21 protein-coding genes and 3 pseudogenes are annotated in these 23,083 nt (G+C 61.3%); 14 read left to right on the forward strand and 10 right to left on the reverse strand.

Annotated elements, in window-relative coordinates; genetic code table 11:
- Positions 1 to 34 precede the first annotated feature (34 nt).
- The 3 genes and pseudogenes from hemA to hemC all read left to right on the forward strand — a co-directional run bounded on the left by hemA (position 35) and on the right by hemC (position 4,248).
- The gene (gene hemA / locus ACS4RR_RS08465) at positions 35 to 1,249 is read left to right on the forward strand and encodes a 5-aminolevulinate synthase (RefSeq protein WP_456189948.1); all 1,215 of its coding nucleotides are present in this window, start codon (positions 35 to 37) and stop codon (positions 1,247 to 1,249) included.
- A 317-nt stretch (positions 1,250 to 1,566) separates the two neighbouring features.
- Positions 1,567 to 3,310 (forward strand): annotated as a pseudogene (locus ACS4RR_RS08470) (ABC transporter transmembrane domain-containing protein).
- A complete protein-coding gene (gene hemC / locus ACS4RR_RS08475; protein WP_456189949.1) occupies positions 3,310 to 4,248 on the forward strand; it encodes a hydroxymethylbilane synthase in 939 nt (312 codons plus the stop codon). Before ACS4RR_RS08470 ends, hemC begins: the two are co-directional and overlap by 1 nt.
- Positions 4,249 to 4,688: 440 nt before the next feature.
- On the opposite strand, the gene ACS4RR_RS08480 is transcribed toward hemC, so the two are convergent.
- Both ACS4RR_RS08480 and ACS4RR_RS08485 read right to left on the reverse strand, forming a co-directional pair.
- Positions 4,689 to 5,522, reverse strand: coding sequence for a universal stress protein (locus ACS4RR_RS08480; protein WP_222387067.1), 834 nt, complete (start codon positions 5,520 to 5,522; stop codon positions 4,689 to 4,691).
- A 101-nt stretch (positions 5,523 to 5,623) separates the two neighbouring features.
- Positions 5,624 to 6,460: pseudogene (locus tag ACS4RR_RS08485) on the reverse strand (HAD-IC family P-type ATPase); the annotation flags it as partial.
- A gap of 238 nt (positions 6,461 to 6,698) precedes the next feature.
- On the opposite strand from ACS4RR_RS08485, the gene ACS4RR_RS08490 reads away from it, so the two are divergent.
- Positions 6,699 to 7,022: a TraR/DksA family transcriptional regulator gene (locus ACS4RR_RS08490; RefSeq protein WP_017965688.1), complete on the forward strand. Its 324-nt coding sequence runs from the start codon at positions 6,699 to 6,701 to the stop codon at positions 7,020 to 7,022.
- A gap of 26 nt (positions 7,023 to 7,048) precedes the next feature.
- Positions 7,049 to 8,911 carry a heavy metal translocating P-type ATPase gene (locus ACS4RR_RS08495; RefSeq protein ID WP_456189950.1) on the forward strand — a complete coding sequence of 621 codons (1,863 nt, stop codon included), beginning with the start codon at positions 7,049 to 7,051 and terminating at the stop codon, positions 8,909 to 8,911.
- Here the strand turns inward: ACS4RR_RS08495 and ACS4RR_RS08500 are convergent.
- Complete coding sequence (locus ACS4RR_RS08500; RefSeq protein ID WP_456189951.1) at positions 8,908 to 9,729, reverse strand: universal stress protein; 822 nt, start codon at positions 9,727 to 9,729, stop codon at positions 8,908 to 8,910. The genes ACS4RR_RS08495 and ACS4RR_RS08500 overlap by 4 nt on opposite strands.
- Positions 9,730 to 9,859: 130 nt before the next feature.
- Here ACS4RR_RS08500 and ACS4RR_RS08505 point away from each other — a divergent pair, with 130 nt between their 5' ends.
- Together ACS4RR_RS08505 and ACS4RR_RS08510 are read left to right on the forward strand one after the other, a co-directional pair.
- On the forward strand, positions 9,860 to 10,318 hold the full coding sequence (locus ACS4RR_RS08505) for a pyridoxamine 5'-phosphate oxidase family protein (protein WP_260109222.1): 459 nt from the start codon (positions 9,860 to 9,862) through the stop codon (positions 10,316 to 10,318).
- Between the two features lie 51 nt (positions 10,319 to 10,369).
- Positions 10,370 to 10,735: a hypothetical protein gene (locus tag ACS4RR_RS08510; RefSeq protein WP_222387062.1), complete on the forward strand. Its 366-nt coding sequence runs from the start codon at positions 10,370 to 10,372 to the stop codon at positions 10,733 to 10,735.
- Between the two features lie 10 nt (positions 10,736 to 10,745).
- Here the strand turns inward: ACS4RR_RS08510 and ACS4RR_RS08515 are convergent, their stop codons facing one another.
- From ACS4RR_RS08515 to ACS4RR_RS08525, 3 genes are all read right to left on the reverse strand, one after another.
- Entirely contained in the window at positions 10,746 to 11,156 is a 411-nt protein-coding gene (locus ACS4RR_RS08515) for a universal stress protein (RefSeq protein WP_222387061.1), read from the reverse strand.
- A gap of 1 nt (position 11,157) precedes the next feature.
- Positions 11,158 to 11,457 (reverse strand): hypothetical protein, encoded by a 300-nt coding sequence (locus ACS4RR_RS08520; protein ID WP_260109221.1) that lies wholly within the window; start codon positions 11,455 to 11,457, stop codon positions 11,158 to 11,160.
- A 250-nt stretch (positions 11,458 to 11,707) separates the two neighbouring features.
- Complete coding sequence (locus tag ACS4RR_RS08525) at positions 11,708 to 11,923, reverse strand: hypothetical protein (RefSeq protein ID WP_162116424.1); 216 nt, start codon at positions 11,921 to 11,923, stop codon at positions 11,708 to 11,710.
- Positions 11,924 to 11,973: 50 nt separating this feature from the next.
- Between ACS4RR_RS08525 and ACS4RR_RS08530 the strand changes: the two genes are divergently transcribed.
- The 5 genes from ACS4RR_RS08530 to ACS4RR_RS08550 all read left to right on the forward strand — a co-directional run bounded on the left by ACS4RR_RS08530 (position 11,974) and on the right by ACS4RR_RS08550 (position 17,348).
- Positions 11,974 to 13,608: an MBL fold metallo-hydrolase gene (locus ACS4RR_RS08530; protein ID WP_456189952.1), complete on the forward strand. Its 1,635-nt coding sequence runs from the start codon at positions 11,974 to 11,976 to the stop codon at positions 13,606 to 13,608.
- Positions 13,589 to 13,942: a hypothetical protein gene (locus ACS4RR_RS08535; RefSeq protein WP_222387059.1), complete on the forward strand. Its 354-nt coding sequence runs from the start codon at positions 13,589 to 13,591 to the stop codon at positions 13,940 to 13,942. The genes ACS4RR_RS08530 and ACS4RR_RS08535 overlap by 20 nt, the downstream gene beginning before the upstream one ends.
- A complete protein-coding gene (locus ACS4RR_RS08540; RefSeq protein ID WP_456189953.1) occupies positions 13,935 to 15,107 on the forward strand; it encodes an acetate/propionate family kinase in 1,173 nt (390 codons plus the stop codon). Before ACS4RR_RS08535 ends, ACS4RR_RS08540 begins: the two co-directional genes overlap by 8 nt.
- 374 nt (positions 15,108 to 15,481) lie before the next feature.
- Positions 15,482 to 16,147, forward strand: coding sequence for a CBS domain-containing protein (locus tag ACS4RR_RS08545; protein ID WP_260109219.1), 666 nt, complete (start codon positions 15,482 to 15,484; stop codon positions 16,145 to 16,147).
- A 271-nt stretch (positions 16,148 to 16,418) separates the two neighbouring features.
- Positions 16,419 to 17,348 (forward strand): ABC transporter ATP-binding protein, encoded by a 930-nt coding sequence (locus ACS4RR_RS08550; protein ID WP_246709685.1) that lies wholly within the window; start codon positions 16,419 to 16,421, stop codon positions 17,346 to 17,348.
- Between the two features lie 26 nt (positions 17,349 to 17,374).
- On the opposite strand, the gene mgtA is transcribed toward ACS4RR_RS08550, so the two are convergent.
- Positions 17,375 to 20,020, reverse strand: a complete 2,646-nt coding sequence (gene mgtA / locus ACS4RR_RS08555) for a magnesium-translocating P-type ATPase (RefSeq protein WP_456189954.1) — start codon at positions 20,018 to 20,020, stop codon at positions 17,375 to 17,377.
- A gap of 180 nt (positions 20,021 to 20,200) precedes the next feature.
- Positions 20,201 to 20,380 (reverse strand): annotated as a pseudogene (locus ACS4RR_RS08560) (universal stress protein); the annotation flags it as partial.
- Positions 20,381 to 20,833: 453 nt separating this feature from the next.
- Between ACS4RR_RS08560 and ACS4RR_RS08565 the strand changes: the two are divergent.
- On the forward strand, positions 20,834 to 21,529 hold the full coding sequence (locus ACS4RR_RS08565; RefSeq protein ID WP_260109216.1) for a VIT1/CCC1 transporter family protein: 696 nt from the start codon (positions 20,834 to 20,836) through the stop codon (positions 21,527 to 21,529).
- Between the two features lie 136 nt (positions 21,530 to 21,665).
- On the opposite strand, the gene ACS4RR_RS08570 is transcribed toward ACS4RR_RS08565, so the two are convergent.
- Positions 21,666 to 22,055 (reverse strand): DUF302 domain-containing protein, encoded by a 390-nt coding sequence (locus ACS4RR_RS08570; protein WP_026154295.1) that lies wholly within the window; start codon positions 22,053 to 22,055, stop codon positions 21,666 to 21,668.
- A gap of 53 nt (positions 22,056 to 22,108) precedes the next feature.
- The gene (locus tag ACS4RR_RS08575) at positions 22,109 to 22,483 is read right to left on the reverse strand and encodes an EF-hand domain-containing protein (RefSeq protein WP_222296494.1); all 375 of its coding nucleotides are present in this window, start codon (positions 22,481 to 22,483) and stop codon (positions 22,109 to 22,111) included.
- 470 nt (positions 22,484 to 22,953) lie between these two features.
- Here ACS4RR_RS08575 and ACS4RR_RS08580 point away from each other — a divergent pair, with 470 nt between their 5' ends.
- Complete coding sequence (locus tag ACS4RR_RS08580) at positions 22,954 to 23,067, forward strand: DUF982 domain-containing protein (RefSeq protein WP_348642892.1); 114 nt, start codon at positions 22,954 to 22,956, stop codon at positions 23,065 to 23,067.
- Positions 23,068 to 23,083: the final 16 nt, after the last annotated feature.

A 23,083-nucleotide genomic window follows, 5' to 3' on the forward strand; every position in this document is an offset into this window, starting at 1 on the left:
ATGTACTGCTCGAATCGAACAGGGGAGCGTGCACATGGATTTCGAAGCGTTTTTCAAAGACGAGCTGGACGGGCTTCATAGCGAAGGCCGTTACCGCGTTTTTGCCGATCTCGAACGTCACCGCGGCAATTTTCCGCGCGCGACGCGTCACACCGCGGATGGCCAAAAGGAGGTCACGGTCTGGTGCTCCAACGACTATCTCGGCATGGGCCAGCATCCGAAGGTGATCGAGGCGATGAAGAACGCCATCGACCACTGTGGCGCGGGTGCGGGAGGCACCCGCAATATTTCTGGCACCAACCACCATCACGTCATGCTCGAGCGCGAGCTTGCCGATCTGCACGGCAAGGAAGCAGCGCTGATTTTCACGTCGGGCTATGTCTCCAACTGGGCAGCACTCGGCACGCTCGGCGCCAAGATCCCCGGCCTGATCATCTTCTCCGACGCGTTGAACCATGCCTCGATGATCGAGGGCATCCGCTATGCCAAGTGCGACAAGGTCATCTGGAAGCACAATGACGTGGCCGATCTCGAAGCCAAGCTCAAGGCCGCCGATCCGAAGGCGCCGAAGCTGATCGCCTTCGAGAGCGTCTATTCGATGGATGGCGATATCGCCCCGATCAAGGAAATCTGCGACCTCGCCGACAAATACGGGGCGATGACCTATCTCGATGAAGTGCATGGCGTCGGCATGTATGGGCCGCGCGGCGGCGGCATTGCCGAGCGCGAGGGGCTGATGGACCGGCTGACCGTGATCGAGGGCACGCTCGGCAAGGCGTTCGGGGTGATGGGCGGCTATATCGCCGCGTCGACGGCGCTTTGCGATTTCATCCGCTCGTTCGCGTCGGGCTTCATCTTCACCACGGCGCTGCCGCCGGCGCTGGCAGCCGGTGCTGTCGCCTCGATCCAGCACCTGAAGGTCAGCCAGTTCGAGCGCGCCCGGCATCAGGACCGTGTCCGCAAGCTGAGGGCGCTGCTTGATCAGCGCGGCATTCCGCATATGCCCAATCCGAGCCATATCGTGCCGGTGCTGGTCGGCGATGCGGCGAAATGCAAGTGGATCTCCGACCTGCTGCTCGACAATTGGGGGGTCTATGTCCAGCCGATCAACTATCCCACCGTGCCGAAGAAGACCGAGCGCCTGCGCATCACGCCGACGCCGCTGCATTCCGACGCCGATATCGCCCATCTGGTCGAGGCGCTGCATTCGCTCTGGTCGCGCTGCGCGCTCGCGAGGCACGTCGCCTGATGCATTGAGGACACTTCCGTTCTCTAACGAAGGCATGACCCGTCGTCTGCTTGCTAAATTCAGCCGTCGTGCAGCCCTCTACGTTTTTTCAGGTCTCGGGTGCGGGATCGCGCTTCCGGCAAGACGAGGATGTATCGCCATTATTATTGATCGCGATCAAAGACAGAGCCGCCTTCCCAGAAGAAGAGTGCCACGGAATGAAGTCGGAGACCAAGACATTGATGATTGCAAAGCACGACTGCCGTTCCGCCGGCCCGTTGGAAGGCGCCACGGATACATGCGGGGGAAATTCCGCGAAGCGGAGGATCGGCGGCCTGATGCGTTTGCGACCATTGCTTCGCAATCATCGGCCGCTGGTGGTGTGCGCGGGTGTTTCGCTGACCTGTGCGGCTCTGATATCGCTTGCGCTCCCGTTGGCGGTTCGCAGGATGATAGACAATGGCTTCAGCCAGGCTGATGGCGCGTTCGTCAACCGTTACTTCATGATGCTAATGATCCTCGCGATCGGACTCGCGGTAGCAAGCGCCTGCCGATACTACTTCGTCACGACGCTTGGGGAACGGATCGTTGGCGATCTCCGGATAATGGTCTTCCACAAGATCACCCGTCTCCCCGCGAGTTTCTTCGATGCAAACCGGTCGGGGGAAATCGCCTCGCGGCTGACCGCCGACGCTGCTCACATTAAGACAGCGACGAGTCTCGCCGCATCCGTAGCGTTGAGAAACTCCATCCTCTGCGTCGGCGCTCTTGCCATGATGTTCGTCACAAGCCCCGCTTTGTCCGCGATCACCATGGGCGCCATTCCCTTAGTCGTGGCCCCGCTGGTGGTATTCGGACGCTCGGTTCGGAAGCGGTCGAGGGCCGCTCAGGACGCCCTGGCCAATGCATCCGCTTACGCGGCCGAAATCATAGCCGGAAGCCGCACCGTCCAGGCATTCAACGGCGAGGAGATCGCCTGTCGCCGATACTCAAAGGATATAGAGGAGTCCTATCGAAGCGCAGTCGTCGCTTCGCGCTCGCGGGCAGTCCCTTACGGCGGTTGCAATCGCTCTAATATTCGGAAGCGTCGTCGGAGTGCTATGGATTGGGGCGCACAGCCTGCTTAGCGGAACGCTTTCTGCCGGTAATCTCAGTCAGTTTCTAATCTATGCCGTGATCGCGGCGGGCTCGCTCGGGTCGCTCTCCGAAGTCTGGGGCGAAATGGCCCAGGCTGCTGGAGCGGCTGGACGGCTTTTCGAGCTATTGGACGAACAAGGGAGCGTCCGTCAGCGTGGTTCCGTCAGACCGATCGGTCAGGTACGGGGCGACGTTCAGATCGCGGATCTCCATTTCGCCTATCCTGGCTCGCCTGAACGAGAAGTCCTTAGAGGCCTCTCGCTGCAGGTCGTGGCCGGCGAGACAGTCGCGATCGTCGGCCCATCGGGATCGGGGAAGAGTACCGTTCTCTCGTTGTTGCTCGGTTTCTATGACGACTACTCGGGCAGCATCGCGATCGACGGGCGGGATATCAGATCGACCACGCCCGAAGATCTTCGGAAGGAGATTTCCGTTGTCCCGCAGGACGTGACGATCTTCGGCGCCTCGATCGCTGAAAACATCGCATTCGGTCGTCCTGACGCCACGGAGGCGGAAATAGCGGCGGCTGCCGCCAAAGCGCGGGCGGACGCCTTTGTCGCCGCGCTCCCAAAGGCATACGAAACCGTCGTCGGCGAACGCGGTCTGACGCTCTCCGGAGGACAACGCCAGAGGATAGCGATTGCACGCGCGCTGCTCAAAGATGCTCCAATCCTCCTTCTCGACGAAGCGACCGCCTCGTTGGACGCCGAGAACGAGCAGCTCGTTCAACGGGGATTGGAAGGACTCATAAGCGGTCGGACGACGATCGTTATTGCGCACCGGCTCGCCACCGTTCTCAATGCCGACCGCATCCTGGTCATGGACAAGGGCAGGATCGTGGAGGAGGGTCCACATGCGTCGCTAGTTCGACAGGGGGGACTTTACGCAAGACTCGCGGAGTTGCAGTTCAATGTCGCCACCCAGCCCGAACAGGATGCCGCCTGATGAAGTCGGGAGGAGCTGCACAGAACCAAATCAAGATCGGTACGCGAGCGAGCCCGCTTGGGTTTGCCCAGGCGAAGGAGGTGGCCGGCCGGCTCGCCGCCTACCACGGTCTTCCTGGTGACTGCTTCGAGATCGTGCCTCTGACGACCAGAGGCGATCGGATTGACGAACGGCCGTTGCCAGAGGTCGGAGTGAAAGGCTTTTTTACAATTGAACTGGAGGAAAGGCTCCTTTCAGGAGACCTCGATCTTGCGGTGCATTCGGCCAAGGACGTCGCCACGACCCTTCCGGACGGGCTGCACCTCAGCGCGTTCCTGCCGAGGGAGGACGTGCGCGATGTGTTGATCTCACGCAGCGGATATCGATTGTGGGAGCTGCCGCCTGGCGCCGTGGTCGGTACGTCGTCGATCCGACGCGCAGCGCTTGTCGCAATGCACCGGCCAGATCCAGATATCGTTCCATTTCGGGGATCTGTCGGTACGCGGCTGCAGAAGCTCGAGAGTGGGGTTGTTGACGCGACGCTGCTTGCGATGGCGGGACTGAACCGACTGGGCATGTTCGACGCCGCAACGGAGATTTTGAACCCGCGCGATTTCCCACCTTCGCCCGCGCAGGGAGCCATCTGTATCGAGAATGTCGTCGCGAATGACCGAATAACTGAACTGGTATCGGCTCTAAACGATGCAAGCACGGCCGATGCCGTTCGCTGCGAGCATGCCTTCCTTCGAACCCTCAACGGCTCGTGCCGAACGCCGATCGGAGCGCTCGCGGTCTGTCATGGAAGCGAGATTCTGCTTCGCGGTCTGAGCATTGATGCTGATGGGCGGAACCCTCGGCGCGTGACCGTGCGTGGCGCTCGGACAGTCCCGGCGGCGCTGGGCGAAGAGGCCGGTCGGATGGTCCTGGCCGGGGTGGGGATGGCGTCCGGACACGTTTAGAGGGATCGGGTGGCGTCAAGTTCCCATGGACGTGCATACGACGTCGGATCTTTCGAGGCCGGTAAACCGATCGGTAAAATGCAAGCGATCTCAATGAGCCCGAGATACCCGGCGAGGAACCGTTCCCCGATCAGGAACCAGACAAGGGCGCCGCGCTATCAGCCAGATGTCGTCCCACTGCCCGACGTGGGGAATAATCAGCGATGGGCTTTTGCGCCACGATCCTGTGCCCGTCCAATTGCATCGACCTGACTTGGTGATCGATGGCGTCGTCTTCAATCACCGTCTTTAGCTGACGCCGATTGGGCGGCGGTGTCGGCGCCGTCGGAGCCTAACGCGGGTGACATCCGGACGGCCAACATCGATCGTGTTGAACGCGCCATGCCGCACCACTGGGCGGCCATGACCGCAAATGTTCCGCGGCCATGTTCCTCCCTCAGTCAATGCGCCATGAAAATCGGCATGCTGCTTTGCTCTATCATGTTGCGCGTCACGCCTCCGAAGAGCGTCTGCTGCCAGCGAGGGTGATTGTATGCGCCCATGACGACCAGATCGGCGTTGACGTCCATCGCATGCCGCCTCAGGACCTCGTCGGCGGTGTTTCCGCCACTGGCCACGCGATCCACCTGAACCTTGACCCCGTGACGGGAGAGGAAGCTCGCGATGTCGGCGCCTGGTTCTTCTCCATTCACCCGCTCTCGCGAGACCGGATCGACCATCGTCACGTAGACGCAGTCCGCCGTCTTCAGCAGGTCGAGGGCCTGCCTTGCAGCACGCGACGCCTCGTCGCTCGAATCCCACGCCAGTACGATCGATTTTGAAGTTGAAGAGAGCGGCCGCCGTCCGCGGTTGATGATGATTGGCGTCGGCGTATGGAACAGAGCGCCATCCATGACCCTTTTCTGGAGTTCCTCGTCCTTGCACGCTTGGCGGCCGACGAGAACGACGTCGGCGTAGAGCGCCCGTTCTGCAACGTCCTCCCGTGCAAAAGCATATTCCGTATAGACGTCCTGCACGTCGTAGGACAGGTCGGTGCGCGAGAGATACGCCTTGATCTCTTCGGCTTTCTTGACGATTTCCTCGATTTCGCGCTGGCGTTCTTCCAGCCAGACGGTCGACAGGGAGTTATATTCTCCCATCATGGGCGACGCGCCCATGCAGATCACGACCGCGCTGAGATGCGCTCCTGAGGCTCCGCAAAACTCGACGGCGGCCTTCAGGTCTTCATCGAAATATTTGGAACTCAGGATGCTCAATACCGTGCGAATGGACATTTCGATCACCTCTCTTGTTGAATATCGAAAGGATAACGGCGCATGCGCTGACGTCTTTGATCTTCGTCAAGCAACACGGGATGAACGATCGCGGTCGTCCCGGCGGACGAGGGTTCGTTTGCAAGCAGTGCGCGCAGCAGCCTGCGCGCCCTCTCGCGGACCAGGCCGCCGTCCAGCACCTGTCGAGATCGGCATGGGCGTCCAGAGCGATGTCCGTGCCATCAGGCAGGCGAATTTCAGTCACCGTCTGCACGTTGCTGGTCAAGGTACCCGTCTTGTCCGTGGCGATCATCGTGGTCGAACCCAGGGTCTCCACCGCCGGCATGCTTCGGACGATGACATTGCGGCCGGCCATCCGCCGCATGCTGACGGCAAGCGCGACGGAAATGGCGATCGGAAGCCCTTCCGGCACAGCACTCACCGCCAGACCTACGGACATCATGACAAGATCGTGCAGAGAGGCCCCGCATGAAGCCGGCGACGACCAGCACCAATGCCGCCAATCCTACGAAAAGAGCGAGCGCGTTCGTGAACTTCAGCAGACGGGCGACAAGCGGAGGCTGCGAGGAATCGGCTCTTCCCAACTCGGCGGCGATGACCCTGGCCGACGGCTGCTCGAGCTTGCGAAGGGCGGCGGCCACCCGATCCGCAGAATACTCCTGATACGTGCCGATGGAGGCATTGATCAGAAGCACGACGAGAATGAACAGGGCGTCCTCGATCCTGCCGGTCGCAAACGAGAGCCCCGACGCCAGCAAAAGAATGTAAATGATCGGGTTGCGAAATTGGATGGGGAACACCTTCAGCGGCGATGGCGGCTCAGGCTCGGGCAGCGTGTTTGGCGCGAGCTCGGCAAGGCGTTCCGCGGCCTCGACGTCGGTCAGACCGATTGCCGTAGGTGCGGTGGGGGCGGGTGTCTGCGCCGTGAGATTCATCATGGTCTCCGGGCTGGTCGCAACGATTTCACTGAAAGCTCGCGCGACAGCCTATGTGCCCCTGCGCAGGCGGCATTGACCGGGATCAAGGAGCTCCGATCGCATTGAGATATGCTGCAGACGACTTGTGGGCCGCGGCATACGCGGTCATGGCGTTTCGAAGGTGGTGCGTTTGGTTCGGTATTACGACGGCATCGCGTGTGGACCCAAATTGATCCGGCATGATTGAAAGGCGATTAAAATGAATAAAAGCTCGGTACAGACGGTGTTGCAGACGATGAAGGAGGATCTTGTCCGTCGTCTCGGAGCGATCGATGCGGACCTCTGCGTGGCGCTCGAGAAGGACAGCGAGGAGCGCGCGACCCAGGTTGAGAACGACGAAGTTCTCCGCGAGATGCAAGCCGAGGGGCGCGACCAGATTGCGGCCATCGACGCGGCGATCGACCGGCTGAACGACGGCACATATGGGCGATGCGTCAAATGCCATCATCCGATCGGCAAGGAGCGGCTAACTGCGGTTCCCTATACGCCGTTCTGCATCGATTGCGCAAAATCGTTCCGCTGACTTCTGGATTGATGGGAGGATGAGAGGTGGCTACAGCGGCGGCTTGGAGGGCTGGCAGGTGGACGTGGCCTCACGGCGGCATGTCGCGACTGAGGGCGGCGGACTCCCGGTCGGGCCTTCTGGTGCTGTCGTCGCTTTTTGCGCTTGCGGCCGCACTCGCCTTTTATCTCGCGGATCATGACCTTGGATATCGGTTAATACTGGTAGGCTGCACCAGTCTGATTCTGCTGTCTCTTTGTATTGAGATCGCCAAGAAGCTGCGGAAGCAGGAATACGGCCTGGATCTGATCGCGGCGATGGCCATGGGGTCCTCCTTATGGTTCGGCGAATATCTTGCCGGCGTGATCGTCGGTCTCATGTATTCCGGCGGTCAGTTCCTCGAGGCATACGCACATCGTCGCGCCGACGAGGGCATGTCGGCTTTGCTGGTGCAAGTTCCGCGGACGGCCCTGCGGCTTGCCGGAACCGGTTTCGAAGAAATTCCGATCGAGACGGTCGCGGTCGGCGACGTGCTCCTGATACGCAAGGGTGACGTCATACCGGCCGACGGGACTCTCGTTGGCGAAGTCGCGACGATCGACCAGGCGGTGCTGACCGGAGAGCCTTTCCCGGTGCGCATCGCCAGGGACGGCAAGATTTCGAGCGGCGCTACGAACGAGGGCGATGCGATCGAAATCCGCGTTCTGAGCCGCGCCGAGGACAGCACCTATGCGGGTATAGTCAGGCTCGTGGAAGCATCGAGGCGCTCCAAGGCGAAGCTGATGCGCCTGGCCGACCGGTTCTCGGTCTGGTTCCTGTTCGCCACGGTGGCGATTGCAGGATCCTCGGCGTTCATGTCCGGAGACCTTTCAAGGATCGTGGCCGTGCTGGTCGTCGCCACCCCCTGTCCGTTGATCCTAGCCGTGCCCGTCGCGCTTGCGGCCGGCACTTCAAAAGCAGCCAGGGAGGGGGTGCTGGTGAAAGGCGCGGGACCTCTCGAGGCACTCGCCCAGGCCACCGTGGCGGTATTCGACAAGACGGGAACGCTCACCGCGGGACAGCCGGAAGTAGGCCACATCGAGGGCACGGTGCATCCCGACAGGATCCTGCGGCTGGCCGCCTCGCTGGACCAGGCGTCGGGGCACGTGGTCGGGCGCGCGCTGGTGGACGAGGCGCATAGACGTGGGTTGCTACTGAGCCGCCCATCGGAGGTGACCGAGACCGCCGGATCCGGAATTTCCGGGATTGTCGATGGCGTGCGTGTCGGCGTCGGAGGAGACACGTATTTCGGAGAAGCGCCGCCGTCCGAGCCGAACGGGTCAATCAGCGCAATGCGCATAAAGGTGCTGTTTGACGGCACGCCGGCTGGCACGATCACGCTCGAAGACCGGCTTCGCGAAGATGCTGTCCAACTCGTCGCCCAGCTCAGGGCGTCGGGAATCTCTCGAATAGTCCTGGCTTCTGGTGACGGGTTGGCTATCGCGACAGCCATAGCTCGCTCGCTTGGCTTGGACGACGTTGCGGCGAGGCTCGCTCCCGCAGACAAAGTCGCAGTCGTCGAAAAGGAGCGCGTCCACGGGAAAGTGCTGATGGTCGGCGACGGCGTGAACGACGCGCCAGCGCTGGCGGCGGCCGACGTCGGAATCGCGGTCGGTGTCGAGAACCTTGCGGCGGCCGCGGAGGCCGCGGATATCGTGCTCGTCCGGGACGATCTCGCCAAGATAGCGACGGCGATCGGCATCGCGCGTCGTTCCCGCAAGATCGCGCTTCAAAGCATCTATGCCGGCATAGGTCTCTCGCTCCTCGCGATGGGGTTCGCGGGAGCGGGATACCTTCCGCCAGTCGCCGGCGCATTGCTTCAGGAGGCCATCGACGTTGCCGTCATTCTCAACGCCCTTCGCGCCCTCTAATGGGCGAGAAGCACCGGCAGTTCGGCCTTGACGAGCAGTTCGCGAGTAACGCCGCCGAGGATAAACTCACGAAGCCGCGAATGGCCAAATCCGCCCGCGACCAGAAGGTCCGCCTTTCGTTCCAGCGCCGCCGATTGGATGGCAGCTGTCGCGGTCTCGCCGAGTGCCTGGATCGATACGTCATCCACGTCGAGTCCCGAATGCTTCAAAGAAGAGATCAGGAGGGCGCGGTTCGCCTCGTCGATCTCCTTATCGTCGGTGATCGAGATGACCTGCACCTTGATCGCGCGTTCGATGAAGACCCGTGCGCAGGAAAGAGCGCGCGCTGCAGTGGCACTGCCGTCCCAGGCGACGGCGATCGTGTCCACACGAGAGTAGACGCTGGTGACTGGAAATAGCACGAGCGGACGGCCGCTTCCGAATAGCAGCGTTTCGGAGAGCTGTCGGGAGAGCTCCGAGGCTTCGACGATGGAAAGGTCGTAGCACTTGGCAATTTCAGAAAAGCGTTCATAGAGGAACGGTTCCCTGACCTTGAATCCGTGGATCTGCACCTCGAAGCCAGTTTCCGAAATAGCGTCGGCGACGTGTTCCCGCAGCGAAGTCCCGCTGTCCCGGCTATACCGCTCTGCTTGTTCCCGCCATGTGTCGACATCGATAAAAGTGGGAAAGGGCTGATGGACCTGGGGGATCCGGACTTGCGGGATGCTGGCGACGAGATCGGCGTCGTTCTGCCGAGCGAGGTCGATCGCGTTGTCGATGACGGTGAAGGAACTCGGGTCGGGATAGGTCGATAACGGAAGATGGAACTGCGCCTTCATGCTGGCCTCCTGAGGTCTAAACAGCCGTCATGATGCATGCCGCGGAGAGAGTTTGCATTGCGCTTTGTCAAGGCCGCGGCGCAACGGAGCTCCTATGATCGTGCCTTCATTAAAGCTGGAGAACACGGCCATGACGATCAAGCTGACGGAGATCAACCCCGGTGAGTGCTACCGAATCCTTGAGAACGAACGCTTCGGTCATCTCGCCTGCTGCAAGGATGGGCAGCCTTACGTGGCGGCGATCTATTTCGCCTTTTCCGGCGGCGTCGCCTATAGCTTCACCATGCCCGGCAAGAAGCTCGACTGGATGCGGGGGAATGACAAGGTCTGTCTTCACGTCGAGCAGCGTTCGAGCAGTGGCGGGTGGACGAGCATCGTCGTCGAAGGCAGGTTCGAGGAGTTTCCGGACAGCGATGCGCGACGAAGCGAAAGGCTACACGCGTGGTCGCTTCTCCAAAAGTATTCGGACTGGTGGGAGATCGGCTCTATGAAGCCCAACGAGATCCCGATGTCCGATGGTTCTCCTCACGTCTTCTACGGCATTGCCGTCACGGCCGTGTCGGGACGCAGCGCAGTCAGAACGAAATGACCGTCGACGCTCGAGCCGAACCCAACCCACATCCCTCAAGCGGAGCACCACATGACATATCTCCCCAGTCCAAGCGCCACATTCAACTTCACCCTCGCACCCGCATTTTGTGCAGGGGCTCTGATCCAAGAGCAGATCTTCGTCACGTCGGCCACGATCACCACGGATTTGACGGCGTCCGCCGCTCGGCGAGGGCTTCGATGCTTTGAATTTCTGACAAGACTTGGCTGCAGCATCGACCACGGCGATGCGGTCGAGGTCCTTTCGGACTTCGTCGAGACCGAGCTGGAGGAATATCCTAAGGAGGTGTCGCGGCTTTGCGAGACCGGGTCACGACTGTTGTCGCATACCGCCGAACTGTATCGTGACATCGCCGCCGGTCAGGTCAGGGAGGCTGAGGCGAAGAGGGTCGTGTGAAGCGCGCTGCTCACCGGGTCGTTCGCAAGACGAGCACGGAGCATGGTGCGCGCTGCACGACGTGATCCACGACCGAGCCAAAGACCCGGTCGAGCACGTCGTCCCGGTGAGAGGCAATCACGACGAGATCGGCGGCGGTCACCTTCGCGATGGCCACGATGATCTGAGACGGGTTGCCCGCCCTGACGTGTATAGAAGCAGGAGTGTCGGTCGACCGCAGGGCTTCCGAAAGTCTGGTCTCAGCGGCGGCCATCACCTCGATCGCCCAATCGTCCGGCGAGGCGGACGAGGGTAGGCCCTCCACCGCGTGAACGAGGTGGAGGCTTCCGTTGTGCGCGAGCTGCGCGCGGGCCGTTTCGATAAGCTGGAGCATGCGTTGCCGGGATCCTCGGCCGATGGCGCAGACGACTGTGGCGAACATCTCAGTATATGTCCTTTCCAGACAGGCTGACGAACTCGGTCGTCAGGCCCTCGCCATGCGCTTCCTTGAGAAGCCGATCGGCGCTCATGATGTCGAGACACATGCTGCCAGTGAAAGATTGCCGCAGCGCGCAGCAGAAATGGTCTCTCGCCCATGCCTGGCCCCGCGGCGTCGCCGCCGTCACCTCCCAGCGATTCTCGTCCCGACGTTCGAGAACAAGGTCTGCCGATGTTCGCTCGACCGGGGAAGCGGTCGTGGCTAGGTCGGCTGCGGTGTTGCGTGTCTTTTCGTGTTCGCGCATGTCCGTCTCCTTTGGATGAGGTCGTGGCGCTGTGTCCAGGGAGGCTATCGGACCTCAGGCATTCCGTCTTTGACGAGCATCAATCCGGATGTTTGACCCGGATCAAGCGAAGGTCGGGAAGGCGATGAGATTCCGCTGACTATGAAGGGACACGTTAGGGCAATGGTGCTTGACGAGGGGCCGTACGATTCGCCTCGGGGATTGGGCCACGCCCGCGGCACTGCGAATTTTGCCGCGGGTCGCGGATAATCTATGCGACGAGCCCGGCTTCACCGGCTACACGCGACGGCGGTTTCGCAACGCGATCGATCGCCAGGATCGGAGTATTCTCGATGGCGAAGGCGGCCGCATCCGATGCGTCACCAGCGTCCATGCTCTTGTGGATGCAACGAGGCCTTCCTGCAGCAACTCTTAGGCGCCCGACGGCTAAGCGTCCGTCGTCGAGCTTGTCTTTGACCTTCGTCAACGTACGATCGCCTGCGGCGGCGTAGGTTCGTGACAACAGTAGGAGTTGTCATGGCCAATCCCATTCTCCATTTCCACGGCGCCGCGGGGTCGGTCACCGGGTCGTGCTTCTTTTTAGAGGCTGGTGGCACGCGCATTCTGATCGACTGCGGAATGTTCCAGGGCTCGAAATCGGAGAAGGAGCTCAACTACAAGCCATTCCCCTTCGAACCATCGACGATCGACGCCGTGCTGCTCACGCACGCGCACATCGACCACTCGGGGCTGCTTCCGAAGCTCGCGAAGGCGGGATACGGTGGACCGATCTTTGCAACGGCAGCAACGATCGACCTTTGCACGATCATGCTGCAGGATTCGGGTCATATCCAGGAGTCGGAGGTCCGACAGCTCAACCGAAGGAATCGCAGAAGGGCGCGAGAGCCGGTGGAGCCCATCTATACCGCCGACGACGCCCGCAGCATGCTGCCGCAGTTCATCGCCGTCGAGTATGGTGAGTGGCGGGAGACCGTTGGCGGCGCAAGGTTCCGTTACTGGAATGCTGGACACCTGATGGGTTCCGCATCGATCGAACTCGAGGCCCCCGGCGCCGACGGACCGACAAGAATTTTGTTCTCCGGCGACGTCGGCGCGAGCAACAAGCTGTTCGAAAATCTCCCGCGGGCACCTTCCGGGGTCGATTACCTCATCTGCGAAAGCACATACGGAGACCGGGAACGGGAAGAATACGCCCTGAAGGTTCGACGGGACCGGCTGCGCGGCGTGGTGGCGACCTCGAACAGCCCTGGCGGGGTTCTTCTCATTCCCTCCTTCGCCGTCGAGAGGACGCAGGAGGTGCTGACCGATCTCGTCGCCCTCATGGACGAAGGAGAGGTGCCGCGGTGCCCTATCATGATAGACTCGCCGCTTGCATCGCAAGCGACCGAGGCATTCAAGAGGCATGCGGCCGACCTCGGTCACGGCAAGGCGTTCCTTCGCGCGCTCAATGCGCCGAATGTCCGCTTCACCGAGACGGCCGAGCAGTCGAAGGCGCTCGATCTCGTCCGAGGCTTTCACATCATCATCGCGGCAAGTGGAATGTGCGAGGCGGGGCGGATCCGCCACCGCCTGAAGAACTGGCTTTGGCGGCAGGAGTGCACCGTCCTGTTTGTCGGGTTTCAGGCGGCGGGGACGCTCGGCCGCATCCTGCAGGAGGGCGCGACCGACGTCCGCATCCAGGGCGAGGAGATTCACGTCGGCGCCAGGATGGCCACGCTCGACGCCTATAGCGGACATGCGGATGCAAGCGAACTGGACGCGTGGGTTGCGGGTCGGGAACCGATCCGGAAGGCGATCTTCCTCGTCCATGGAGAGGAGAGCGCTCGTGAAGCGATGTCCGCCCGGCTCCCAAAGCAAGTTTCTGCAAAGGTCGTCTGCCCGTCGCTGGACGACGCCTACGAGCTTGCACCGTCGGGTGCACGCCTCGTCGATGACCGGACGCCCGCACGTATCAAGCCGGTCGTGCCCGGCAGGCCCGACTGGAACAATGATTATCAGCGGTTCGTGCTCGACCTGTCGGATCGCCTGACATCCGTCGCCGACGAAAAGGGTCGCGCGGTCGTGCTGCGCAGGCTTCGACGCGCACTGGACCCGGACGATGCTCCGGCGGTCGAAGGGAGGAGGGACGGCAATGCTGATCATGGATCGTGACTGCAAGCGCGGCGGGGAACGCTTCGCGATACCGAGCCAGGGGGAAGTGCAAGGCAAGCTTATCGTCCTGGAGGTCGTCGCTATAACCTGCCTGCAGGAGGTTCTCGCTTCGAAGAATGCCTTTGCGGTCGCTGCGCTAAAGAAGAAGATCCTGCGGGCGATGAAGGAGCAGTGCGCGCCGTTCGGTCTGTCGTCGGAAGACGAGAAGGCCGCCCTAGAGTACGCATGCGAATTCTTCGCAGAGGCAAGCAAGGAGGCAGCCAGGCAGGCTGCAACGAAGGTGGCTGCGAGGTCTGCTGGGACGGCACGCCCCAGGACTCCGGGCCATGGATAGGGTTGCCGTCACTTTCAACGCCGGTTCCTCCAGCCTCAAGGTCGGCGTCTTCAGGTTGAAGGACGGCCGGGCACTCCGGCTGGGAAGCGGCGTTGCCACGCTCGGAGACCAGCCAAGGTTCACCTTTCGATTTTCTGACGGGGACGAGGCTGTCGATCTTCCGTCCGGGACAGCAATCGACGCGGGGCTGGTTTTGCAGCTCGTCGATTGCATCGTCCGCAGAGGATTCGACCCCGTGGTGGCCGGCCATCGCGTCGTCCACGGCGGACAGGTCTTCGATGGCCCCGTTCTGCTGGAGCCCGAAGTGGTCCTCAGAATGGAAGATCTGACGCATCTCTCACCGGTGCATCTTCCTCCGGCGCTTGCGATCGTCCGCGCAATCCGAAGCGCATATCCGGACATACCCCAAACAGTGTCATTCGATACCGCATTCCATTCGTCGCAGAGCAGTCTTGCCGCACGGCTCGCCATTCCGAGAGAGCTGCACGACGCCGGGATCCGCAGATACGGCTTCCACGGTCTTTCCTATAAGTACGTCGCCGGCGAACTCAGGAAACACGATCCAGATCTTGCCGCTGGCCGTGTCGTCTGCGCGCACCTTGGAAGCGGTGCGAGCCTTTGCGGCATGGTCGACGGCGTGAGTATAGACACCAGCATGGGGTTCTCCCCGCTGGACGGAATTCCGATGTCGACCCGGCCGGGCTCGCTCGATCCGGGCGCTGTCGTCCACCTTTTGCGCAACAATTTCCACGACGCAGACAGTCTCGAGGATTTCCTCTATCACCATTGCGGCCTGCTCGGCGTCTCCGGGAAAAGCGGCGACGTCCGGGTCCTGCTGCAGGACTTCCATCCGGCGTCAAGGGAAGCCCTCGACCTCTTCTGCTTCAGGATCGCCGGCGAAATCGGAAGGCTTGCCGTCTCTCTTGGCGGGGTGGACGCCATCGTCTTTACCGCCGGCATAGGCGAGCATCAGCCGGAGATACGGGGTGGCGTCGCCCGCCATCTCTCTTGGCTGGGTCTCTCGTTGAGCGAGCCCGCGAACAAGATGAACGCGACCGTGATCAGCGCAAGGGAAAGCGAAATCGTCGCCCTCGTCATTCCGACCGACGAGGAACAGGTGATCGCCGACGAAGCGATCGAAGTCATCAGCCGCCACAGGCTTTAAGGGGTCGAACATGTGTGCACGCTAAGTCGCGCGTTCAACGACATCTTCACGGAGTAGGCCGGTCATCTTCGCTTACTTCCACTCATTCATCGGTTGGCGTACCGTCGCACCGATCACGGCAGGTCCATGTGCGTGGAGCAATGCACGACGACCATGCCGTTCAACATCACCGTGATGAGGCTCGTCGAAGCGTCCATCAAAGAGGATGGCGAGGACATGCCGGAGGTACTGAACTCGCACGGGAAAGGGCGTCTTAGGAGGAAACTGGTTTCCTCGACCTCCGGTGTGACACGATGCTCAGGTTTGATCTTCGTCAAGGCGGCGGATCGATTTTTCGCGTGTAATTGTCCTGCCAATCTAAAGGAGACGACACGATGCTTGCTAGAGACATCATGACGACCCCCGTTACGACGCTCGACGAGGGACACAACGTCAGGGAAGCCGTCGAGATCGTCAACGCCAGCAAAATTGGCGCGGTGCCCGTCGTCGATGGCGAAGGTCGGCTCACGGGCATCGTCACGGAGGGAGACCTGCTGCGCCGGGTGGCGTCGTCTTGGGCGAGACGGGCGGTCCCACATACGCGCGACCGCGAAGATGGACTGGCGGACTACGTGAAGGCCCGAAGCTGGCGCGTCAGGGACGTGATGTCGACGCCCGTCGTCAGCGCCACCCCGACCGCCACCGCCAGCCAACTCGCCGAGCTGCTGCAGGCCCACAACATCAAACACCTGCCGGTCGTCGAGAACGGTAGGCTCGCCGGAATGATCAGCCGTCGCGACTTGATGCGAGCGCTTCTCGATGTTCCTCGGCAGTGCACAGCTTCCGGCGACGAGGCGGTAGGGACCGCCGTTCGTAGCCGCCTGGAAGCCGAGCTCGAAATAACCGCCCCTACGGTCAAAGCGACCATCTCCAACGGGATCGTCACCCTGAGGGGAGAGGTCGACACTGAGCTGGAACGCTCAGCGGCCAAGGTGGCGGCGGAAAGCGTCCGCGGCGTCGGCGGCGTGGTGAACAAGATCACCCTGGCCTTCGCATGGTAAGCTCCCTCAAACGATGAAATCGTCCCCGGTGTTTCCGTCATGTTTGTCAGGGTCATTGCAGACGCCATCATGTCGAGGCTTCTCCTCGTCATTCTTGTCCTCATGGTCGGGACGGTCTTGGGCGTCCTGCTGGTGAAACCATCCGACGACTCTCGAAGCGGGCGCGTCGAGCGCTCTCTCTCTGACCCGTGAGTGCGCGATGAACATTTGGCCCTCCAGGATTGGAATGCCGGGCCGCGTCTTGCAAAAGACCGGAAGCGCGACAGATTCGATGCCCTCCGACCTGTTCGGCTTTATCTGGCTGATGGGAAGGCGTCATCAGGCGTTGATCGCCGGGCTGTCCCTGGTTCTGTTTGTTATCGGCGCGGCGCCTCTCGAACTCCAGCGCCGGATCGTCAATGAGGCGACCCAGCAAGCATCCTACGGGACGCTTCTTTTTCTCGTATCCCTCTATCTCGCGGTGGCAGTGTTGGAGGGCGTGATAAAATTCACCCTCAATCTCTACAGAAGCTGGGTGGGCGAGAAGGGCACGCTCTGGCTGCGAGCGCGCGTTCTGCATCGGGCCGAGACGCCGCCATCAGAATCCATGCTCGAGGGCGTCGAGCTGTCGATCGTGCTTGCGGAAGCCGAGCCGGTCGGCGGTTTCGTCGGAACCAGCATCTCCGAGCCGCTGCTGCAGGTCGGCATCCTTGTCACCGTCTGCAGCTACCTGATCTATCTCCAACCGCTGATGATGCTGGCCGTCGCAGCAACCTTCGCCCCGCAGATTGCGTTCGTCCCGATGTTGCAGGCCGCGATCAACCGCCGGGTCGAGGCGAAGGTCGCCATCATGCGCGACGTCAGCGAAGGCATGGTGCATGCGATCGAAGGTGGCCAGGGAGAGGATCCTCAAACTTCGCGCATCGGAGCGATCTTCTCCGCCAACATGGAGATCTACCGCTACAAGTACGCCATGAACTTTCTCATGAATCTCATGGCGCAACTGGGCTATGTCGGCATTTTCGTCCTCGGGGGATATTATGTTGTCACCGGCAAGACCGAGATAGGCACCGTTGTCGCCTTCGTCTCGGGACTGGCAAAGATCGTCGACCCTTGGGGGGCGATCGTGGACTGGTATCGTGACCTCAGGGTGACCCAGGTGAAGTTCAGGCTCATCAGGGACGCCGCGAAGTTCGATGGCGCTGGCATTGGCAAGACGTGAGTGCCTTCCGCGCCCGGCGATCACGCCTATTTTGAAAGGCGCCTTGTACGAGCGCGAGGCCGACGACGCGACGCTCGCTGCAGTGAATGGTGCTGCGTTGACAACGTCGCAAAGTAAAAGATCTTCACGGTCTCGAGAGCTGATACGTAGATCAAGGTCACAGCCAAAAGCACTGCGAGAATTTCGAGGGGGATCCGAACGAAACCAAAAAGCCCACCGATCGGGGTGTAAGGGATGGTCACTCCTGCCGCAGCGACGGCGATCGCCGTGCCGAATAGCAGCGGACTGGGCCGGTTCCTCCAGATCGGACCCGGCGTCCTGATGACGAGCATGGTCGCCAACTGTGTCATGAGCGATTCAACGAACCATGCGGAGCGGAACTCGTCCTGTCCGGCGGAAAACACTGCCAGCAGGACGACGAACGTCGCCAGATCAAAGAGAGAACTTAGCGGCCCGAACCAGAGCATGAACCTCTTGATGCGGGAGATGTCCCAACGCTGCGGACGCCGAAGGTCTGCCGGATCGACCTTGTCCGTGGCGATTGCCATCGCCGGCAGGTCCGACAGCAGATTGTTCAGCAGTATCTGCTTGGCAAGGAGCGGCAGGAATGGCAGCACGAGCGACGCCGCTGCCATACTGATCATGTTGCCGAAGTTGGCGCTGGTCGCGATCGATATGTACTTCATCGTGTTAGTGAAGGTCCTGCGTCCGTCGTCCACGCCTTTGGAAAGGACGGCGAGGTCCTGCCGCATCAGGACGACGTCGGCAGCCTCGCGGGCGACGTCGGCCGCGCCCTCAACCGAAATCCCGACGTCCGCCTCGTGAAGGGCCGGCGCGTCATTTATCCCATCTCCAAGATATCCGACCACGTGTCCGGCCTTGCGGAGGGCCGCCACGATCCGTTCCTTCTGATTTGGGTCGATCTCGACGAACAGGTCGGTTTTCCCCGCACGGCTGAACAGTGCGTCGTTGCTCATGCGGCCGACCTCTTTCCCCGTGAGCATGCAGGAACCGTCGATTCCGATCGACGACGCGAGATGCTGGACGACATATCGGTTGTCTCCCGATATCACCTTGATCCGCACCCCTCGTTCCATGAGGCTTGCTACCACGGCTGAAATATCGGTCTTCGGGGGATCTGAGAAGAGCAGAAAACCTTGCAGGCAAAGCCCGCATTCGTCTTCCCTCGAGATTTCGGGAGCGGCTTTGGATATGGGCCGGGTGGCGACCGCGAGCGCGCGCATGCCTGCTTCTCCCCATTGCCGGCAGGCATCGTCTAATCGTTTGCGGACATTGTCGTCCAAGGCCACTTCGCGGCGCGCGGTCATGACTGCGGCGCAGACGTCGATCACGTTGGTGGCCGCTCCTTTGCAGATCAACAGCGGCGGCCGGTCCTTGCCGGCAACGATCACGGATAGGCGCTTGCGCGAGAAATCGTAGGGGGTCTCGGCAAGCTTGCGGGCGTCGGGAGAAATCTCCCCCGCGGCGATCGTGGCCGTCACGGCGTCGTCGAGCGGATTCTTCATTCCCGATTGAAACGCCGAATTGAGAAGTGCCAGCCGCCGCACTTCCGGCGAGCCGACGCCCTGCGGGTCGACACAACTGTCAAGGCGGATGACGCCCTCGGTAAGCGTCCCCGTCTTGTCCGTGCAAAGCACGTCCATGCTGCCAAGGTTCTCCATTGCATCGAGGCGGCGAACGATCACGCCAGACTTCGACATCATCCGGGCGCCGCGCGCGAGCGTCACGCTGATGATCGCAGGCAGCAGCTCAGGCGTCAGGCCGACGGCAAGCGCGAGCGAGAAAAGCAGAGAGTCCACGATAGGTCTATGAAGCAGGAGATTCGCCACCAGCACGACGACGACGATGCAGAGCATGATCCGCGTCATCAGAAATCCGAAATGCCGAACACCTCGAGCGAATTCCGTTTCCGGAATCTGACGCGCGACGGCGCTGGCGATCCGTGCGAATTCCGTGCGGGGGCCGGTCGCGATAGCAAGGGCCGTCGCCGTGCCGCTCCGAACCGAGGTTCCTGCGAACGCGCAGTTGGAACGGTCCGCGAGACCGGCGTCCTCGGTTGAAAAGCCGGGCGCCTTCGCAACGGGAAAAGTCTCTCCGGTAAGCGTCGCTTCGCTGACGTTTAAATCCTGCGCGACAACGATGACTGCATCGACAGGCACGAGGCTCCCCGCCGAGAGCAGGATCAGGTCGCCCGGCACGATGCCGGTTGCAGTCACGACCTTGTCGGCGCCGTCGCGGCGGACCCTTGAAGTGAGAGAAATTCGCTGTCGCAGCGCCTCGACCGCTCTTTGCGCGCCATGTTCCTGCAGAAAACCCAGGAAGCAGCTAGCGAGAATGATGATGCCGATGATGAAGGCGTCGTGGACTTCGCCGACGCTACCCGCGACAAGCGCTGCGAACACAAGCACGAGCACGAGCGGACTTTTGAACTGGCGCGCGAAGTTCGCCAACATGCCTCCGCCGCTTTCCTCGGAAAGAGAGTTCGGCCCGAACCGTCGTAGCCGTTCTTCCGCTTCGCCGGACGTCAGCCCGTCCTGCAGGGAGCTGGCGAGGGCAGCGCCCAGCTCCGTGGGCGATCTCACCCAGTATGCAGAAGTCGCGACCTCTAAAGCGGACGAAGGGGGAGGAGAGGGAGGAACGGGGATATCCATGGCGAACTCCGTATGTGATTTCGCCGATTATCGTCTCCGCCAGGGGGACGTCATTGATGGTTGTCAAAGCTTCGCATCGTAGGTGCCTGGCTTGATCGATACCCACGTCCACGCCGTTCGAAGCCGGTGAGGTCCCGCCGCTCGATAGCAGCCGAAACCAGCCACGGCGGGCACAGTTCGTCAATGCGACATGAGGATGGGCAGAAGAGGCTCGTGCAAGACGCCATCGGTTGCTCCGCCCAGGACAGAATCGCGTAACCTCGAGCGTCCAAATCCTCCCATGACCAGGATATCGGCGTCCAGTTCCAGTGCTGCTTCCTGAATGCTCAAACCGATGGATGACGAGGTAAACCGAGCGGCAAATATTGTGCCGTCATGTCCTGCTCCATCTCTCGCGGACCGCCGCGATTGCAATCATCTATCTCCTATTCGTTTCGACTCGGCATTGATGTAACGCAATTGCCGGCGCTCCGGCTTCCTGGCCACGGCCGGCGCCGTGTGCCAGAATTCCGTCTCTCCTTCGCCGAGCGCCACGATAACCGGAAGTTCACATAGGCGCCTTTCCAACTGGAAGCCCGCGTAAGTTGATCGTGGTCAAATCCTTGATGGCCGAGCTCCGGTATTGAAGCCAGGAGGACGTGTCTGTGAACAATGGGAGCGCGAAGTGAATTCAACGACCGCCGAAACCACCGGGATGCGGCGGAGACTAGCACGTACGCTAACCCTGTCGCACGCCGTCCTGTACAGTTTAGGCGTTACCATAGGCGCGGGTATTTACGTGCTCGTCAGCGTCGCCGCCGGCGGGAGACGCGCATGAGCAGACTGCATTCGGAACATCACCTGGTCTCCCGCATCGGTTGGCTAAGGGCTGCCGTCCTCGGCGCAAATGATGGGATCGTCTCGACGGCGAGCTTGATCATGGGCGTCGCCACCGCGTCCGCCGGACCCTCGCAGATCCTGGTAGCAGGCGTCGCTGGTCTGGTCGCGGGCGCGATGTCCATGGCGGCCGGTGAATACGTGTCGGTAAGCTCTCAAGCGGACACCGAGGAAGCCGATCTTGCACGAGAACGAATCGAGCTGGATACGCAACCAGAAGTTGAGTGCGAGGAGCTGACGGAGATCTACGTCAAACGCGGCCTTACCGACGAGCTGGCCAGGCAAGTCGCGATCCAACTGACTGCAAATGATGCTCTCGACGCGCATTCACGCGACGAACTCGGTATCGTCGAACACATGGCGGCCCGGCCGGTTGAGGCGGCCTTGACGTCGGCCGTCACGTTTGCGGTGGGGGCCGCGTTGCCCCTGCTCATGGTCGTACTTTCGCCCGCCTCGGTGCTAATCTATACCGTTGCAACCGCGTCTTTGGCCTTCCTCGCGCTGCTGGGAGCTATCGGTGCGAAAGCGGGCGGCGCCAACGTCTGGAGAGCCACCACGCGCGTCACTTTCTGGGGCGCTTTCGCTATGACATTGACGGCGGGGATCGGTGCGCTGGTTGATACCGCAGTCTGACCAGTAACTTTCCGCCCCTTCCTGCACGCCCAGCTTGAGGACGGGGTGAGTTTGTAGGATGTTGCGGTTCTGGTCGCAACGAAAGGGGCGACGCAAGATCGACCCCTCAGAGCTCGGTGGCCGGAACTCCCAATCGTCAGATCTCGGCGACCGTCTCGGTGAGCATCGAGCGAACCCGGCCTGCCAGACTGGTCAGCATTTCGTTGTCGATAGCCTGCATGGATGCGACCGGATCGATGGCGCTCACCATGACATTGCCGCCACCGACCCCGCGCAGGATGACATTGCACGGCAGCATGGCCCCCACCTTCGGTTCCAGTTTCATCGCCTCGAACGCCATGCGCGGATTGCAGGCTCCGAGGATGAGGTAGTCGTCGATGTCGGCGTCGATCTTCTTTTTCATGGTTGCCTTGACGTCGATCTCCGTCAGAACACCGAACCCGTGCTTGATGAGAGCGGATTTGGTCCTGCCGACCGCATCGTCGAAACTGGTCGCCCAGAGAGTTCTATCGAGCGTATAGGTCATGAGAAGTCTCCTTTAGGCTCCCATGCAACGGCCGGCAAATGCACGGCGTCCAATCACATGTCTTGCATGAATGCCTGCATTTCTTCAGGTGTGACTTTGCCGTCCTTGTTTGCGTCGACCGCGTTGAAGATGCGTTTGTGGATTGCGGTCACCTCTTCGAAAGATATTGCGCCGTCCCCATCACTGTCGGCGATGACGAACATGATCTTCATCATATGACCGCGCATAGGCCCCATCATGCGCACTCCTTCATTCATGTCCGATGACATCATGTTGCGGCCCATCATGCCTGGCATCATTTCCGATCCGTCGGCATCGGGCTTGTCCTCCGACTGGGCCGGGTCTGGACTTTTCGTCTGGGCAGAGGCGATACCCACGGCACCGAGCAAGGCCAACATAGCGATCGTTGGCAGTTTGAACATGGACATCCTGAATCTCCTTTAAGTGTTGTCCTCCACGAGTTGGAGCTGCCTTTGAGAATAGGATGCCCACTGGCTTCACACATTGCGCTGGATCAACCACTTGTATGGTTCGAGTCATCGAGGTCGGACCGATCGCCTTCGTGCGGCGCCATGACTGCGACGTCAGCCACCTGCGTCGCCGAGGAATGATCGCGGCTGAAGCGACCTGGCTTGATCAACGTCCATGCCAGTCGAACGCTGTATCCTGACGCCATCAGCCAGCGCCTGATCGTGGTCCCGCCCTCGTAATGATGCCCCGCTCGCAATTCGAAACGTTCAGGAGATCGAGGATGACGTCCCAGAAACAGATTGAAGGAACCTGGTCGGAACCTGTTTTCGTCCAGGTGGGATGAACGTCCCTGAGGCTGTCGGCGGACGAGGGAGCGCTCGACTTTCCCGCAAATCGATGGCGTAGAAAACACGCATTCGCGAGAGAGATCTGCGCCGCGGCCGTAAGCGGGAATGTCTCGCAGGAGCCAGCGCGCACGGCTTTCATTCAGGCCGCTGACGAAGCCAGGATGTCCACCTGCGCGGCCCCTGGTCGTTCGTAGACGCCGGGACGAGATC

Origin of the sequence: Rhizobium zaerense, assembly GCF_051810725.1 — a bacterium.
Taxonomy (GTDB): Bacteria; Pseudomonadota; Alphaproteobacteria; order Rhizobiales; family Rhizobiaceae; genus Rhizobium; species Rhizobium leguminosarum_I.